Origin of the sequence: Crocosphaera watsonii WH 8501 (assembly GCF_000167195.1) — a bacterium.
Taxonomy (GTDB): domain Bacteria; phylum Cyanobacteriota; class Cyanobacteriia; order Cyanobacteriales; family Microcystaceae; genus Crocosphaera; species Crocosphaera watsonii.
The window spans coordinates 608947-625050 of the sequence record NZ_AADV02000001.1; the positions used below are offsets into that span (position 1 = coordinate 608947).

16 protein-coding genes and 2 pseudogenes are annotated in these 16104 nt (G+C 36.6%); 8 read left to right on the plus strand and 10 right to left on the minus strand.

Features of this window, described 5'->3' with window-relative positions; genetic code table 11:
• Window positions 1-7: 7 nt before the first annotated feature.
• The 4 genes from queG to tnpA form a co-directional block, all read right to left on the minus strand.
• Window positions 8-937 (minus strand): tRNA epoxyqueuosine(34) reductase QueG, encoded by a 930-nt coding sequence (queG, locus tag CWATDRAFT_RS03020; RefSeq protein ID WP_007303601.1) that lies wholly within the window; start codon window positions 935-937, stop codon window positions 8-10.
• A 35-nt stretch (window positions 938-972) separates the two neighbouring features.
• Window positions 973-2130, minus strand: coding sequence for a bacteriohopanetetrol glucosamine biosynthesis glycosyltransferase HpnI (gene hpnI / locus CWATDRAFT_RS03025; RefSeq protein WP_021835686.1), 1158 nt, complete (start codon window positions 2128-2130; stop codon window positions 973-975).
• 611 nt (window positions 2131-2741) lie between these two features.
• Window positions 2742-2966 carry a hypothetical protein gene (locus CWATDRAFT_RS03030; RefSeq protein WP_007309158.1) on the minus strand — a complete coding sequence of 75 codons (225 nt, stop codon included), beginning with the start codon at window positions 2964-2966 and terminating at the stop codon, window positions 2742-2744.
• A 126-nt stretch (window positions 2967-3092) separates the two neighbouring features.
• Complete coding sequence (gene tnpA / locus CWATDRAFT_RS03035) at window positions 3093-3506, minus strand: IS200/IS605 family transposase (protein WP_007303603.1); 414 nt, start codon at window positions 3504-3506, stop codon at window positions 3093-3095.
• A 128-nt stretch (window positions 3507-3634) separates the two neighbouring features.
• Here tnpA and CWATDRAFT_RS03040 point away from each other — a divergent pair, with 128 nt between their 5' ends.
• Window positions 3635-4990: an RNA-guided endonuclease InsQ/TnpB family protein gene (locus CWATDRAFT_RS03040; RefSeq protein WP_232286950.1), complete on the plus strand. Its 1356-nt coding sequence runs from the start codon at window positions 3635-3637 to the stop codon at window positions 4988-4990.
• Between the two features lie 24 nt (window positions 4991-5014).
• On the opposite strand, the gene CWATDRAFT_RS32750 is transcribed toward CWATDRAFT_RS03040, so the two are convergent.
• Window positions 5015-5125 (minus strand): NAD(P)-binding domain-containing protein, encoded by a 111-nt coding sequence (locus tag CWATDRAFT_RS32750; RefSeq protein WP_071892124.1) that lies wholly within the window; start codon window positions 5123-5125, stop codon window positions 5015-5017.
• A gap of 65 nt (window positions 5126-5190) precedes the next feature.
• Here CWATDRAFT_RS32750 and CWATDRAFT_RS03045 point away from each other — a divergent pair, with 65 nt between their 5' ends.
• Window positions 5191-6729, plus strand: coding sequence for a phytoene desaturase family protein (locus CWATDRAFT_RS03045; RefSeq protein ID WP_007303605.1), 1539 nt, complete (start codon window positions 5191-5193; stop codon window positions 6727-6729).
• 368 nt (window positions 6730-7097) lie between these two features.
• On the opposite strand, the gene CWATDRAFT_RS03050 is transcribed toward CWATDRAFT_RS03045, so the two are convergent.
• Window positions 7098-7292: a hypothetical protein gene (locus tag CWATDRAFT_RS03050; protein WP_021835682.1), complete on the minus strand. Its 195-nt coding sequence runs from the start codon at window positions 7290-7292 to the stop codon at window positions 7098-7100.
• 161 nt (window positions 7293-7453) lie between these two features.
• On the opposite strand from CWATDRAFT_RS03050, the pseudogene CWATDRAFT_RS35425 reads away from it, so the two are divergent.
• Window positions 7454-8973: pseudogene (locus CWATDRAFT_RS35425) on the plus strand (IS5 family transposase).
• Here the strand turns inward: CWATDRAFT_RS35425 and CWATDRAFT_RS03065 are convergent.
• Window positions 8933-10677 (minus strand): annotated as a pseudogene (locus tag CWATDRAFT_RS03065) (GAF domain-containing protein). The pseudogenes CWATDRAFT_RS35425 and CWATDRAFT_RS03065 overlap by 41 nt on opposite strands.
• A gap of 61 nt (window positions 10678-10738) precedes the next feature.
• Window positions 10739-11188, minus strand: a complete 450-nt coding sequence (dtd, locus tag CWATDRAFT_RS03070; RefSeq protein WP_007303610.1) for a D-aminoacyl-tRNA deacylase — start codon at window positions 11186-11188, stop codon at window positions 10739-10741.
• Window positions 11189-11404: 216 nt separating this feature from the next.
• On the opposite strand from dtd, the gene CWATDRAFT_RS03075 reads away from it, so the two are divergent.
• The 3 genes from CWATDRAFT_RS03075 to CWATDRAFT_RS03085 all read left to right on the plus strand — a co-directional run bounded on the left by CWATDRAFT_RS03075 (window position 11405) and on the right by CWATDRAFT_RS03085 (window position 13460).
• Window positions 11405-11863, plus strand: a complete 459-nt coding sequence (locus tag CWATDRAFT_RS03075; protein WP_007303611.1) for a DUF1816 domain-containing protein — start codon at window positions 11405-11407, stop codon at window positions 11861-11863.
• A 10-nt stretch (window positions 11864-11873) separates the two neighbouring features.
• Entirely contained in the window at window positions 11874-12467 is a 594-nt protein-coding gene (locus CWATDRAFT_RS03080; protein WP_007303612.1) for a phycobiliprotein lyase, read from the plus strand.
• Between the two features lie 243 nt (window positions 12468-12710).
• Window positions 12711-13460 carry a phycobilisome rod-core linker polypeptide gene (locus CWATDRAFT_RS03085; protein ID WP_007303613.1) on the plus strand — a complete coding sequence of 250 codons (750 nt, stop codon included), beginning with the start codon at window positions 12711-12713 and terminating at the stop codon, window positions 13458-13460.
• 210 nt (window positions 13461-13670) lie between these two features.
• On the opposite strand, the gene CWATDRAFT_RS38175 is transcribed toward CWATDRAFT_RS03085, so the two are convergent.
• Together CWATDRAFT_RS38175 and CWATDRAFT_RS03095 are read right to left on the minus strand one after the other, a co-directional pair.
• Complete coding sequence (locus CWATDRAFT_RS38175) at window positions 13671-13865, minus strand: type II toxin-antitoxin system VapC family toxin (protein ID WP_232286956.1); 195 nt, start codon at window positions 13863-13865, stop codon at window positions 13671-13673.
• Window positions 13866-14032: 167 nt separating this feature from the next.
• Entirely contained in the window at window positions 14033-14236 is a 204-nt protein-coding gene (locus CWATDRAFT_RS03095) for a hypothetical protein (protein ID WP_042711098.1), read from the minus strand.
• 366 nt (window positions 14237-14602) lie between these two features.
• On the opposite strand from CWATDRAFT_RS03095, the gene CWATDRAFT_RS03105 reads away from it, so the two are divergent.
• A complete protein-coding gene (locus tag CWATDRAFT_RS03105; RefSeq protein WP_007303615.1) occupies window positions 14603-15688 on the plus strand; it encodes an NACHT domain-containing protein in 1086 nt (361 codons plus the stop codon).
• Complete coding sequence (locus tag CWATDRAFT_RS03110; RefSeq protein WP_007303616.1) at window positions 15645-16097, plus strand: NACHT domain-containing protein; 453 nt, start codon at window positions 15645-15647, stop codon at window positions 16095-16097. The genes CWATDRAFT_RS03105 and CWATDRAFT_RS03110 overlap by 44 nt, the downstream gene beginning before the upstream one ends.
• The last annotated feature ends 7 nt before the right edge of the window (window positions 16098-16104 follow it).

Sequence of the window (16104 nt, forward strand, 5' to 3'; positions counted from 1 at the left end):
AGAAAGCCTATGTTTCTAGATTAGCACGAGCATTTCGTTGCCACATCCTCGGTTTAATTCTCCTTAATGCAGAAGCTGGAAATTTTTCCTGCCATTTTTCTTGATCTATGTTAACTAATTCTTCTAAATTTGGGGCTATATTGCCAGAATAAGGCTGAAAATCAGGAACATCGCTTACTTGAGAAAATCGCTGGTTCCAGGGACAAACCTCTTGACAAATATCACAACCTGCTATCCATCCCTGTAAGTTTTTCACAATATCTTTAGGAAGATGTTCGGCACGATTTTCGATAGTATGATAAGCGATACAAAGATTAGCATCCACTACGAAAGGACTGGCGATCGCACCAGTGGGACAGGCTTCTAAACATCGTGTACAAGTGCCACAATGTTCTGTATGGGGAGTATCAGCAATTAAGTGCAAATTAGTGATAATTTCTCCTAAAAACACCCAACTACCGTATTCTCTAGTGATAACATTGCTATTTTTAGCGATCCAACCAATGCCCGATCGCATAGCCCAAACTTTATCTTGAATGGGTCCTGTATCAACATAGTAACGGGTTTTAATATTATTATCTTGATTAGCTAACCATAGACTCAAAGCTTTGAGCTTTTTTTCCATGACTCTATGATAATCTCTACCCCATCCATAACGGGAGATTTTACCCTGTTGTTTATCCTGGGAGTGTTGATGAGGGGTGTAATAATTAAGAGCCACAGAAATGACTGATTGAACCTCTGGCATACATTGACGAATATCAAACCGTTTCGGGTTATTCATCCAGGCCATCTCTGCTTGATATCCTAACCCTAACCAAGTTTGAAGATGCTCAACCGCATTATCTTGATAGTCAGTGTCAACTTTAGCGATACCAACCTTATGAAAGCCAATTTCAAGGGCTTTTTCTTTAATTTGTTGGGTTAATTCTTGCATATAATTATTAATTAATTATCCATTATCTATTGACCTCAATTTTGAATTAAACGGTTTCTCACCATTTTTCCATGACTGGTTAACTTGAATTCAACCCCACGCCAAATGACAGTACGCTGAGTAAAAGCCAAAGCCCAAAAAATTAAACCCACTGCATCACGAAAAGGTAATAAATATAAACTCTTAATTGTCTCTTTGTCTCCTATTTCCTTAGCTACCATAGCAGCAGTTATTACTCTAACTAAAATAGTAGCAGTTAACACCCCTAATCCAATAATATCCCATCGCAAAAAAGAAAAAATTAAAGCAAAGGGAATAGAACGAATTAAAATAGTGGAAATAAAAGCAGCCGGTCTAGCTAAATAGGTATTTTGGTCCCAATAAACCTGATGACTCCACCAATTTTTCCAACTGGCTAAATCCACCACGACATCGATAATATAAGGTAACAGCACCATTTTTTGTCCCGATGTCCATACCCGTCGTCCGATCTCGTAATCTTCTACTAAATAATCGGCTAAACTCTCTAAACCCCCCAACTGATCTAAAGTTGAGCGACGAATGGCGATAGATGGACCCAAACAGGAGTTAGAAGCCCCTGTTACCTCTGCAAACATGACACTAGGCATGAAATCAGCGTTCATGGTCAAAAGTTCCATTTTTTCGTACCAAGTATCTGCTTTTGTAACTTTAAAAGGGGTACAGACACAACCTACATCGGGGTTAGCTAGAGGGTTGACAATATTTTTAATATAATCGGGCTGTAAATAGGTATCACTATCACTAATGATAATGATATCGTGACGGGCTTCTTGAATAGCTCCTAAGAGGTTGTTAACCTTGCCATTTGCTCCTGCTTCGACGGTACTGATGACCACAGAAATGCGCTCTTTGCCTAACTCTTGTTGGATCTCTTTTAAGATAGGGTAGGCCGGATCTTGGGGATCTTGAACCGAGTAGATCACTTGATAGTCAGGATAGTCTTGAGTAGCAATGGTTTTTAGGTTGCGTAATAAATTCTTTTCTAAACCCCGTACTGGTTTTAAGACAGATACTGGGGGAGTAAAAGGGTTACGAGTCGGTTTTCTCTTAAAAAACCGTTTAATCGTGCCTAAAGTTAGCACAGAAAAGACAGACCCCCCCAAGATGGGCAATAAGGTCACTATTTGTAAACTATTGATAAGATTTAACACTAATTCTTTGTTTCCTCACACACCTACTTGATTTTTAATTTAGCAGAATGTTGGCAAAAGTAGTGTAGGGTTCCCACTCAATATTCTAACTTTGGGACATAATCTCATTCAGATAAAGGACTTGGGGCAGATTCTTGATTAATTTGGTTGATTAAGGTTTCCATTTTTTATGGGACAAAAGATGTGCGTAATATGGGATAATATCTACAGTCTATCCTATCCTTGATAAATTTTTCTATCAAACATGTATTTCTCAACCTTATTCTCTACCTTAAAAGACTGGATGAACGTTATTAGCTTTCTAATACTACTTCTGTTAGCCAGTTACTCTCTCTTTTTACTCTTTCGATATCTCTTCTCTTCCCTCTTTTTACTCTACTTGAGTTAAAACCATACTAGAGAGCGTTAAAATCAAAAATTTTTAAACCCAATGAGGGATAACGGATGATCTGCGATCAACCCTTTATCCCTCATTCTTTATTGGATTTAGATAGTAATAACAATGTGGTTATCTCGGATTTCATGATGAAACTATAGCACTACCCATTATGGTTAGGACATTAAAAGGTAACAATTTTTTAACTCTCATTCAGAGTCAAGAAGGGATTTGATTATTGAGAATTGAATTTTTCCGCCAGTATGGTTTGTAAGAAATTATCCAATTTTTCCTCTGGACAAGCTTCAATTAAACTATAAAAAGCTTCTAATAATTTGGCTGAAATTTCCCCATGAACTGCACTTAAACCCCACACATCTTCTACCCAGTCTTGGGGGTGGGTTTCCTCAAAAATCATTCTTTCTAAGAGTTGTTTGGCTTCGGTTTTAGAAATAGTCATAAAATCATTCTACGTCAACTTGAACTTAAATTATAATCAAATTAATCTTTCTCAGGATTAATGGCAGAAAATAAAGCAGAGTAATCACTATCAGAAAATCAGCGTGGGATGAATTGCCGTCCGAGATTACTCGTGAGGACAAGTTTGATTTTCAACATATTTCTTAAGAGTAGAAATAGTGACACCACCACAAGAGGCTATAAAGTAAGAACTATTCCAAAAAACCTCTTTCCAATAAAATTTATTAATTTGCTCTGGAAACTCTTGTCTTAATTTACGACTAGAGACACTTTTAAAATTATTGACAAACTTGCTTAACTCCATAGCAGGATGGTATTGAAAGAGGATATGCACATGATCTTCTTCTCCATTTATTTCTATCAACCTACATTCCCACTTCTCTAATAAATTTTCTGTGATTTCGTGGAGACGGGTTAACATTTCACTTGTAAAGACTTTTTTTCTGTATTTTGTAGTTAAGACTAGATGAGCTTTTAAGTCACTTACCGACCTTCCTCGACTATAAAAATCATTTTTCATTGACACTTAATTTTTCCTTGTGCTAAGATGAGTGATATCAATTATATATTCACTCATGCCGGATAACCTATAAAATGATCCTCAATTACCAGTACCGATGTTATCCAGAGACACCCCAGAAAAGCCAGTTGAATAGCTGGCTGAGGGTTTGTCAATATTGGTACAATTGGCAAATTGGGGATCGTTTTCGTTGGTGGGATAGAAATCGCACTAATTACGTTATTCCTAGCGGTGAGTTTTGCTGTATCTCTTGTAGCCTACCTCCTTTAGAGCTAAGAGATAAACCCACTTTTTATTCTCAAAAGAAACTGTTACCTGAGAAGAAAAAAGACTTAAAGATAGTAAAGCATTCAGGAGAATTACTCGACTTTTCTATTGTTCCGTCTCAAACTTTACAGGATGTTTCCAAGCGTGTTAAATTAGCTTTCGACCGATATATTAAGGGTGATATTAATGGCAGTAGAAGTGGAAAACCACGCTTCAAAAACCGTTATCGTACCCTCAAAATAGAGGCTCAAGCTATTAAGATTAAAAGAATAGAAAAAAATTGGTTTTATCTTTCTATTTCTAAATTAGGTGGTTGGTTAAAGATCAGATTACATCGTCCTTTGCCACAAGGGTTTTCCCTCAAAAACATTTTGATAACAAGAAAAGCCGATGGTTGGTACTGCACGATGTGTCTAGATGATCCTTCTGTCCCCAAAATCAGCAAAGATGAAATTATCCCAAGTTGGGATAATTCTATGGGAATAGATGCGGTACTTTTCGAGGATAATTACTTGGCGAATTCGGAAGGAAATAAATTACCTTCTGTTAAGTCCTATCGAAAGAATCAAACCAAATTAGCCAAGATTTCTCAACGAAAAAATACCAAGGAAAAAGGTTCTAAAGCTAGAAGGAAATTGGCTAAAAGGGAGGCAAGAAAACATCAACAAATTGCTAGAGCCAGAAAAGATCATGCTTATAAAATGGCTCATTCCTTAGTTCATAGCGACAAAAAAGTATTCTTTGTCGAAAATCTGAATTTACAAGGATTGAGAAAACGAAATAAGACAAAAAAAGACCATCAGGGGAATTATCTTCCTAATGGCCAAAGTGCTAAATCAGGACTAAATAAGTCTTGGTCTGATGCTTCTTTTGGGCAGTTTTTTGATATTTTCAGTTACATAGCCGAAAAAGCTGGTGCTGTGGTCAAAAAAGTTAATCCTGCCTATACATCCCAACTCTTACCTCATCGTGATGAGTTTGTCTTTACTGATTGTAGTATCAGAAAATATTGGGATGAAATTGAAAAAAATTGGGTTGATAGAGACATTTCTGCTTCTATCAATCTCAAAAGAGTCGGGTTGGAACTGTTCCCGACTATAAACCGCCGTAGTGGGAAAATTGTTAAATCTCAAACTAATAGTACCGCAAAGGAAGTTCTGGCAGTTCTTAAGAGGATACCAGAAGCCTACGCTCTGTCCTTAGACGAGCGTAGGTAGTTCACCCCCTAATGGTTTTAATTCTTAGGCTTTGCTTATAGTTCTATTATAGACAATTACGGAATAATTAGCTTGTAAAAGCCTTTCTGCCAGGGGTTTGCCCATTAATCCTATGCCTAATACGCCGATATTCATAAGTTCATTTTGTTTACATTTGTTTCTCTGAAAAATAACACAATTTTGGTTCTTATCTCTTAACTATGTCTTCTACAGAAATTATTATTATTGGTAGCGGTATTGGTGGCTTAAGTTGTGCGGCTTTATTAGCCCATTATGGCTTAGAAGTCACTGTTTGCGAAAGTCATAGCATTGCTGGTGGGGCAGCCCATAGTTTTCAACGGGATGGGTTTATCTTTGACTCAGGCCCATCCTTATATTCTGGCCTTTCTTATAGTCCTTCACCTAACCCCTTAAAACAAGTCCTAGATGCTATTGGGGAACCCTTACCCTGCATAAACTATGATACTTGGGGTTGTTACTTACCCGAGGGCAACTTTAACACCTCCGTAGGAGTCGATCAATTTTGCGATATTCTGCAACAACTACAAGGCAAAACAGCAGTGGAAGAATGGCGCAAGTTACAAAAGGTGATGAAACCCTTAGCCGAAGCCAGTGTTGCCCTTCCTCCAGCCGCTATTCGCTTTGACTGGAATGCGATCTTAACCGTTGCTAAGTTTGCCCCTAGTTTACTCCTGAAAAGTAATCAAGTTTTTCAAATCACGGGGCCTTTCAGTAATATTGTTGATCAAGTGATCCGTGATCCATTTATTCGTCATTGGTTAGACTTGTTATGTTTCCTCTTATCAGGACTTCCAGCTTCGGGAACTAGTACAGCAGAAATGGCCTTTATGTTTGCTGACTGGTATCGGCCAGGAGTGATGTTAGATTATCCTGTGGGGGGTAGTGGAGCTTTAGTAGATGCTTTAGTGCGTGGGTTAACTAAAAATGGTGGTAAACTGCGTTTAAACGCCCATATCGAGCAAATATTAGTCAAAAAGAAACAAGCGATCGGGGTAAAGTTACGCAACGGTGACACCCTAACCGCCAGTCGTGGGGTCATTTCTAATGCCTCGGTTTGGGACACTCTGAAACTCTTACCCTCAGATGCAGTACCGCAACAGTGGAGAAAACAAAAACAAGAGACTCCCCCCTGTGAAAGTTTTATGCACCTTCATCTAGGTATTGACGGTAAAAACCTACCTCCAGACTTACCTTGTCATCATATTATCGTCAATGACTGGGAAAAAGGTATTATGGGCGATCAAAATGTGGTTTTAGTCTCTATTCCCTCCCTACTCGACCCCAGTTTAGCCCCTCCAGGAAAACAAACGATCCATGTTTATACCCCAGGTAACGAACCGTACCATATTTGGTCACAACTAAAGCGCAATAGTAACGCTTATGAGCAACAGAAGGAAAAAAGAAGTCAGGTTATGTGGCAAACATTAGAACGTATTATTCCCGATATCCGCGATCGCGTTTCTGTCTCTTTAGTGGGGACTCCCTTAACCCATGAACGGTTTTTGCGTCGTCATCGAGGATCTTATGGACCAGCTATCCAGGCAGGAAAAGCGCTGTTTCCAGGACCCAATACACCCCTTGAGGGGTTATGGTGTTGCGGTGACTCTACTTTTCCGGGTATCGGTTTACCGGCAGTGGCCGCTAGTGGCATGATCTTGGCTAATACCTTCGCTTCAGTTGATCAACATTTACAGTTGTTAGAAAGTTTATTTCTCTAGATCAAACTTCTGTCAAAATTATACCCACCATAACAAGTTGGTGGGTTATTGCTGTAGAGCTAAAAGCAGATATTATCCTTGAGTTGTTGGAAAAGCAAGCGAGTAGCACAGAACGTTAAGCGCATAATAGCATCTTTCCCCTTAGCTTGCTTAACCTCCTTGAAATTGTCCCATTTCTTCCCCAACTTTTTCCCTATCTCTGTATTTAACCGCTTAGGTGGTTTAGGACAGATACTGGACAGACACCATATATAATAATTCTGTCTAAAAGCCACTTAAACCCATTACTACCCGGTGGAAAGGGTTGGAAGCTTCCCACGATAACCTTACCTCTAGTAAGGTTATTTCGACTGGTTGCCATCCAGTTCTCATTCAGGTGGGGAGGGGAAAACATTCCTGATCCGGTTCACCCAGTCAAGGATGACTTTAACCGAAAATAAACTCAGGTTATATGCCACTTGATACTCGTTAACTAAGTTTTTAACATCGTCTTCCCATACTTCTATCTTCTCGGGATCAACCTCCTCAACTTCATCATCTTTGAGATCGCCTTCTTCATTCATTTCCCCTGTTTCTGGATCGTAGTTAGGGTTTGCTGAATAAAAGCAAAACCCTATTCTTTAAAAGGTTACACCCATATTCGCGATCGCAAAAAAGATCAGCTTTGTCGGCTACAAACCGCTATAATTGGTAGAAACACCTCCCAGTTGTTGGTCAAGAACAAATGTATCGAAAAGAGGAGCAACCTTTACCGCCCCCAGAAAAATTTGAATTACCTTTCGAGGGCAAATTGTCCCCCAATAATCGTTGGGTAATCATGGCAGAGTTGATACCTTGGGATGATTTTGAGGAAGAATATGCTAAACTTTTTTCAGCAGAAAAAGGCGCGCCAGCCAAACTATTTAGAATGGCATTAGGGACATTAATTATTAAGGAAAAATTAGGAACAAGTGATAGAGAAACTATAGAACAGATTAGAGAAAATCCCTATCTACAATACTTTATAGGTTTAAATTGTTATCAACAAGAGCCACCACTGGAATCTTCAATGCTAGTTCATTTTAGGAAAAGAATTGATGGAGAATTGATAAACAAAATCAATAAAAAATAGTAAAAAGAGAAATAGACAAGAGTGATAAAGAAGTAAAAAAAAAGGATTGTCTCCAAGAAAAAGGAGAAAAAATAAAAAATAAAGGTAAACTAATTTTAGATGCGACTTGTGCGCCAGCAGACATCAAATACCCAACGGATTTAGGCATATTAAATCAAGCCAGAATTGAGACAGAAAGAATAATAGATAATCTTTATAAACCATTAAGAGTAAAATTGAGAAAAAAGCCGAGAACTTCTAGAAAAATGCTAGAAAGGAATACTTAAAAGTAGCTAAAAAACGAAAGTTTCTTATCAGAAAGAAGAAAGCTATCGGGAAACAGTTAAAATACTTAAGAAAATTTAGGAAATATAGAAGACTTAATTCAAGCTGGGGCTTCCCTGGAAAATCTGAGTAAAAGACAGAAAAATTGTCTAGAGACTATCAAAAAAGTTTATGAACAACAACAGTCAATGTGGGAGAATAAGACCCAGAGTGTTCCTCAAAGAATTGTAAGTTTAACTCAACCGCATATTCGTCCAATAGTGAGGGGAAAAGCAGGAAACCCAATAGATTTTGGAGCTAAACTCTCAGTAAGCTGTGTAGATAACTATGTGTTTCTAGACAAAATAAGTTGGGAAAACTTCAATGAATCTTGTCATTTAAAAGAACAAGTAGAAAAGTATAAAGAAACGTTTGGCTATTATCCCGAATCCGTCCATGTAGATAAAATTTATCGAACTAGGGAAAACAGAAATTGGTGTAAGGAAAGAGGGATAAGAATCAGTGGTCCGAAGTTAGGAAGACCTCCGAAAAATGTCAGTGAAGAAGAAAAGAAACAAGCCCACTCCGATGAATGCTTCCGTAATGCTATTGAGGGAAAGTTTGGACAAGCTAAACGAAGATTTAGCCTAAATCTCGTGATGACAAAACTCCCTGAAACCTCCATTACATCTATTGCTATTACATTTTTAGTTGTCAATCTTTCTAAACTTCTGAGGCAGTTTTTGTCGCTTTTTTTGTCCTTATTTACTAACAATAGAACAGGGGAACTCATCAAACCGCCTTTCATTAGTTTTGATTATACTTTAAACAATTTTTATGTACTAAAACTTATTGATTTGTCAGAAAATTCTTGGTCAAAAGTGGCATAAATTTTGGAGAAACTTTTTCAGCAAACCCTATGTATTTTTTTATACTACATTTTGAAGTGCGGAATCTGGGATTTAAGGGAGTGCGTAATTCATGACTCATCTTGGCCAAAAATTGGCCTTTAGCTAAATTCGCTTGATTAGCTTTTCTGGTTGTTTCTTCGAGAATAGACTGGGAATAACCCAAAACTGCTAATAGCAAGGTACCTCTTAATTCTTCGGCTGCGTCTATTTCTAAAGACTTCCAAGGAAGGGATTTTCCTGTCACAATTTCTTTCCATTGGAGAAAAGAATTCCGAGGACATAGCTCAGTATTTCCTTGGGAATCGGTTATTAATTTAACATCATAAGGATTACCCGCCCATTGTACTTCATAAGTTTGTTCAGGCCGAAACCAGATAATATGATAGGTACTATTATTGGCAGCAAGAGAAATAGCTAAAATTCCTGAAGCAATTTCTTTAATTTTTCTGGAAATAGGATATGACTCTGTGAGAATATCTGTAAAAAAACATCCTTTTTTTTAGGGAGCAAAAAATCATTTATCAATGCTTTAATTTGCTTTTTTTTAGGGGTATTTCCCTTAACATAAATTTTATTATCTAGACAAATAGCGATTCCTCTCGCAGAAATCAACTTGAGAAAACTATCACCATTTTTCTGAATAATATTGTCAATAAAATCATGTTTATTCTTATTTTTTGATAGTTCTTCTTTAATCCTTTTCTTAATCTCTTTAATTGTCTGACGATACTGACGAAAACTTTTTTCTTCTTCATACATTAGTTTGAGAGAAAAAATTTCCCCTAAAAGTTCACAGATTTTGCGAATTTCGTAAATCACATATTTAGGGGAATAATGATGACAAGCAATCAGTCCCCAAAGCTTGTTTTCCTTGAGCAAAGAAATGTTGAAAGAAGCAGTTACTCCCATATTTTTCAGATATTCAATATGACAGGGTGCAATACTTCGTAAAAACGCATTCTGCAAATCTAATTTTTTCTTTTTGAGCGGATGTTTACGGGGAAGTATAGGAATAGGTTCATCATGAATATTGGGAATCATTCTTAGCAATTTCTTACTAAAAAATTGTCTCGCTGGATTAGGAATGTCATAATAAGGGTAATGTAATCCTAAATAACTTTCGATATCTTCCCGTTTATTTTCAGCAATAACCACTCCACTATCATCATTCTCGAAACGATAAATTAAAACCCGATCAAATTTTGTGATTTTTCTGATCTCTTCAGTTATTTTTGCTGAAAGTTTCTTCAGATCGTTAGTTTTTCCAGTATTAATAATTGCGTCTTGAAATAGCTTATAATAATCAATATTTTTATTATTATCATTTAACTTAAAAGTTTCCAATTCGCCAATAATACTATCTTGCACTCTATGAAAAATACCTTTAAATTGTGTATCATATTTCTTCTTTTTTAGTTTAATAATATCCACAAAATGATTATTATTCTCAAGTATATTTTTGATGTTTTTAATTTGTTTTAAATACATTAAATAAGTTAAAGGTTTACCCAGTAATGTCTTAGGTTTAACCCCTAAAAATCTTTTTGTATTTTCGCTAACTTGAATAATAGTAAAGGTTTTGATGTCAATTACTAATAATACACCATGAGGTTGAATCGAACCAGGATAGCGAAAATCAAAGTTTTCATATTTTTTGTAATCATTTAACGATAAATTTCTCATATTCTTCAAGAGATATTGTTGATAATCTAGTCATATTTTATTGGGATTTACAATCAGTGAATCAAGCTTCTTTTTCTAACAGCAAAGTTACTGGCCCATCATTATTAATACTCACCTCCATCATTGCTCCAAATATCCCCGTTTCAACCTTCAAACCACTCTTTTTTAACTGCTCAACAAATAAATTATATAATTTCTCTGCTTCAGCAGGAGGGGCAGAATTACTAAAAGAAGGACGGCGGCCTTGACGACAATCCCCATATAAAGTAAACTGACTAATAACTAATAATTCCCCTCCAATATCCTGAACCGATTTTGTCCATTTACTTTCAGAATTTTCATCGGAAAATAATCGTAATTCTAAACATTTACGCACCATCCAATTAATTTCATTGATACTATCATTAGTAGCAATTCCCACTAACAAATTTAATCCTTTCTCTATCTTTCCCACAATCTCCCCATTAACCCTTACTTGCGACGACCTTACTCGTTGAATAATGACACGCATAAGCAATTTATTATTTTGAAATTTAATTATCAATTAATTATTTTACCAGTTTTATTAATAAAAACACCAATAATAATAGGCTAGAGAATAACAATCGATTGTACTCCGTATGTTTCTTTACAAAAATTTACAAAAAGTAACTACATTGGTAAAGCAAAATTAAGTTAAAGTTCATTTAACTTGACTTAGTCTATGTTTCCTGTTATCTGAATCAGTATGGTCTCCAACAATGATAAAAGTAATCGTGTCTTTTTGTATGAAGTAATGATTAACCCCAAAATGGTTAAACCGATTCAGATTAACGGTTTATTTCAACGTCGGGGTAAATTTTACTTAAGGGTGCCTTATGATAGGATGAGCCAAGAAATGCAGAGAATCAGCCGTTTGGGGGGTAAAATTCTCAATATTGTTGCTATTAGTGCATTAGATGACCTTTCTAGCCACCATGAGGATGATTTTCACTGGTGGGTGGAAATTACCACCACTCGTCCCCATTGTATCTATTACTTTGGTCCTTTTGACAACTTTCCCGAAGCTTATGGACATCATGGGGGTTATGTGGAAGACTTGCAAGAAGAAGGGGCGCAAGGGATTATCATAAATATAAAACAGTGCCAACCCTTAGTGTTGACCCAAGAATTAGAAGAAGAATCTTATCATATATTTAATGATTAGGAACCCAAACATGGACGCACTCAAATTTTTTCAAAATAGTTCAGGAAAATGGCGATCGCAACGTACAACCCATCATTTAGCTTTCAGAAGGGCTGAAATTGGCGATTCTGAGATTTATGTAGAGGCATTAGAGGCAGATAACCCCAAAATCATCGAAATTTGCCAAATGCACGACGTTGACCCCGCTTTAGCTGTTGGTGGTGCTTTTGTCAGTTGGGATGGTTCCATGGCCTGGGATAGAAACGAAGAAAACCACACTGGAACCACCATTTTTGCTCTCATTCCTGAAAAAGATAACCCCAGAGAAGGTGTTTTATTGAGAGAAAGAGGTTATGCGGAAATCGTTCCCATTGCTGGCCGTTATCATCTGGATGGCGATGATGCCCTAGTTTTAATCACCGAATACGATACCATGAGTACCATTGAGAGGTTTTGGTTTGTTAACCCAAACCTACGGTTAAGGACTAGCACCGTGCAAAGGTTTGGAGGGTTTAATACCGCCACATTTTGTGCAGAAATGCGCCAAGGGGATGATGTGGACTCAGAAACCCAAACAAGCAATATTACCCCTTTCAACTTGGGTTATTCCATCACAGGATGGTAAATTATCAGTGATCAGTGACCAGTATTCCTTTTTTAGGGCTTAATAATATTAAGCCCCTACAACTCCCCCCTCTCCCCACACTCCCCACACTCCCCCTCTCCCGAAACTAACAAGTAGGAAAACAGGATGACTTTTTCTCATTTTTTGTAACATTTTTTAACATTTAACCGTTTAACGACCCCAACTCCCTTATGATTAGGATTAAAGTTTTAAAGACTTTGTAAAATAACGGAGGTTCTTTCTTTGGCTATTCCTCTTTTAAATTACGCGCCTAAAACCCAAAATGCGCGTGTAGAAGGATACGTTGTACCAGGAGACGATCAACCCATCATTTTCAGCACTGAGAATGTTCTCTCTCCTGGAGACATGGATGTTTTAATCGAAGCAGCTTATCGTCAAATCTTTTTCCATGCGTTCAAACAGGATCGTGAACGCTTTTTAGAGTCCCAACTTCGTGACGGACAAATCACCGTGCGGGACTTCATTCGTGGTTTGCTCCTTTCTAATACCTTTGTTACCAGCTTTTACGAGAAAAACAGTAACTATCGTTATGTTGAGCAATGTGTTCAACGGGTATTAGGACGAGATGTTTACAGCGAAGACGAAAAAATCGCTTGGTCTATCGTCGTTGCTACTAAGGGATATGGTGGTTTCATCGATGATTTACTCGACAGCGATGAATACCTAGATAACTTTGGCTATGATACCGTACCCTATCAGCGTCGTCGGAACCTTCCTGGGCGAGATCAAGGAGAATTACCCTTTAACATCAAATCTCCCCGTTACGATAGCTACTATCGCGGTATTTTGGGTTTCCCTCAAATTATTTGGCAAAACGAAATCCGTCGTTTTACTCCCCAAGAAGAAAAAGCCAAAGCTGGCGATCCTTCCAACTACTTAGGTATGGTTCGTGGTCTGACTTCAAGAGGGAATCCTGCCCCCAGAATTGGTACTGGAAACCTTGACTATTTAGCATTGGTTCCCCGTCGCTAATGTTTAACTCTGTTTAACTTAACCGTAAGGTTTTGGGAAAGTTGTGGATCAATAGAATGATTAGGTTATCACCACAAGGTTATTCTATGGTTCTGTCACTTTCCCAATTTTAATTGAAGTAGAACTGTCATTCCGAGAAGACGAGTAATCTTATGAACCTTTTAATTAAGACCAAATCACAGCACAATCGTAAGTTTTAATAATTGAATCTCAACTAATGAGAGTAGCGTTTTCAACTTGAGATTGAGCAATTAAAAGACGATCAAAAGGATCTTTGTGATAATAAGGTAAATCTTTGAGTTTAATAATATGAGGCAATGTTATTGGCATTAACGCTAGACTATTCTCTTCTTGTTCAGATTTAACGATTGTTTCTAAATCATCTGTTAATGTTAGTTTTCCCAATTGAATTTTTATCTGCATTTCCTACAAACTTACCATACTAAGAAATACGTCATTGTTAGGGTTTTGTAATAATAAGAGACTATTAGGAGGGATCTTCTCTGGGTCACTATTCCACCACATAAAAGTATGGGTATCTAATAGAAATTTCATGATTTTCCTAACCAAAATTAGTCAGATAATGGTTCATTAAAATCATCTAAAATTAAACAAGAACCTCGATTAATTCCAGGTTTTCTAACTTTTTTATCTCCTGTCAATTTAGTTTCTTGATTCAGCTTAATTTCTACCCATTGCATTAGTTGTGTTGCAAGTTGCACTTGTTCTTGCAAATCAAGCTGTTTCGCTTCGTTTAATAAGTCTGTTAAAGTCATATTTGTTTTACACTACTTATCGAAAAATGAAGGCTCTAAAACCCCGTACTTTAGGACGTAACGATACTCAAATAGTACCATGCGGGACGGCACCCCGAAATTCACCCCCGAAATTCACCCCCGAAATTCACACATTGGGAGATATGAATAAATAGAACCAGTGATGGCAACTTCAGCCCAGGAAGCTTCTCACTTTTAGACAGAAGTATGTCATAATATCTGTCTGGCGATCCTTCCCACTTCTTAGGTATGACTCGTGGTGTTCCTAGTGCGCAAGGCAAAACAACCCCCAGAGTTTCCACTGGAAACATTGACTTTTTAGCATTAAACTAGAACTATCATTCAGAAGAGATTAATATAAGAACTATGCCACTAGATTTATCTTTAATTGGTAAAGGATTAACCCCTTTACTTAAACCTACCCTAAGTTGGACTCATGACAAAATTATTGGTAGAGAAATATTAGGGAAAAGGGAGTTAAAAGAAACAGCATTACAACCAATTTTACAAGAAGCTACAGAAAAAGTTTTAGACATTATAGAAGAATATGATGATCCTGAAAGTCATCCTATTTGTTCTTTCCTTCTTTCCCCTGAAGCAGAACAGATTATTAGACAGATTTATAGTGCTTCCAGTTTGGATAATAAAGAAAATAATTTAGAGACAATTAAAAGAGAATTTTTACAGGCTTTTTATTTATACACAGGTATTGATGATAGTAAGATTGAAGAACAAAATATTCAAATTTTTGATATTTTAGTCGAAGGATGTGAACAAGTTTTAACGAAGGCTATTGATAAAGGAAGATTGTCTGCACATGAAGCTAAATCTGTTTTACGTCATCGTATTATTGTAGATGAATTAGGGAATATTAAGGGACTTTTAGATTGTTTAGCTAAACAAGATAAATCAACTGTTGAAGATATCTTAAAGTTTGAGGAAGAATACCGTAATCAAGTTGTTAACCGTCACGGGTTTATTACTCCTCCCTTTGTCGATGCAACTAAAAAAATTCCGATGGATAAGATTTATGTTTGTCCTAACTTTCTTCCTAACTATTATTCTAGTCAAAAGGGATCGGAAGACTTATCAATCACTGAATTTTATACTTTATTACATCGTACCGTTTTATTAGGTGATCCTGGGGGTGGAAAATCGACTTTTTCACAAAAATTATGCTACGACTTAGCGACAAAATATGAAAATAGATTATTAGCTGATAGACAAGTTACTCCTTTCTTAGTCATTTTAAGAGACTATGCTTCTCAAAAACAACAAGAACCCTGTTCTATTTTAGAATTTATCAATGATAATATTAAAGCTGATTATCAAATAACATCTTTTCCCAGTGATGCAGTTGAATATTTATTGTTAAGTGGTCGTGCTGTGGTTATTTTTGATGGGTTAGATGAACTCACAAATACAAGCGATCGAAAAAAAAAATCGGGATGATATAGAATCTTTTGCTAACTTCTATCCTTCTGTTCCTATATTGGTTACTTCCCGTGAAGTGGGTTATAAAGAAGCACCTTTAAATGAGGAGATATTTAATAGTTTTAGCTTAGGATCTTTTAATGATGAACAAGTTAAGGAGTACACAGAAAAATGGTTCAAAGTAACAATAGAGGAGACAGAAAATAAAAGGACTAAAAAGGTAGAAGCATTCCTTAATGAAAGTAAGGGAGTTCCTGACTTACAAAAAAATCCCTTAATGTTAGGACTAATGTGTAACATCTATCGGGGAGAAGGATATATCCCGAGAAATAGACCAGATGTTTATGCAAAATGTGCTGATATGTTATTTGAAAGATGGGACAAAAGAAGAGATATTAAGTTACCTATTCCTATCCAAAAAATTTAAACAAAAA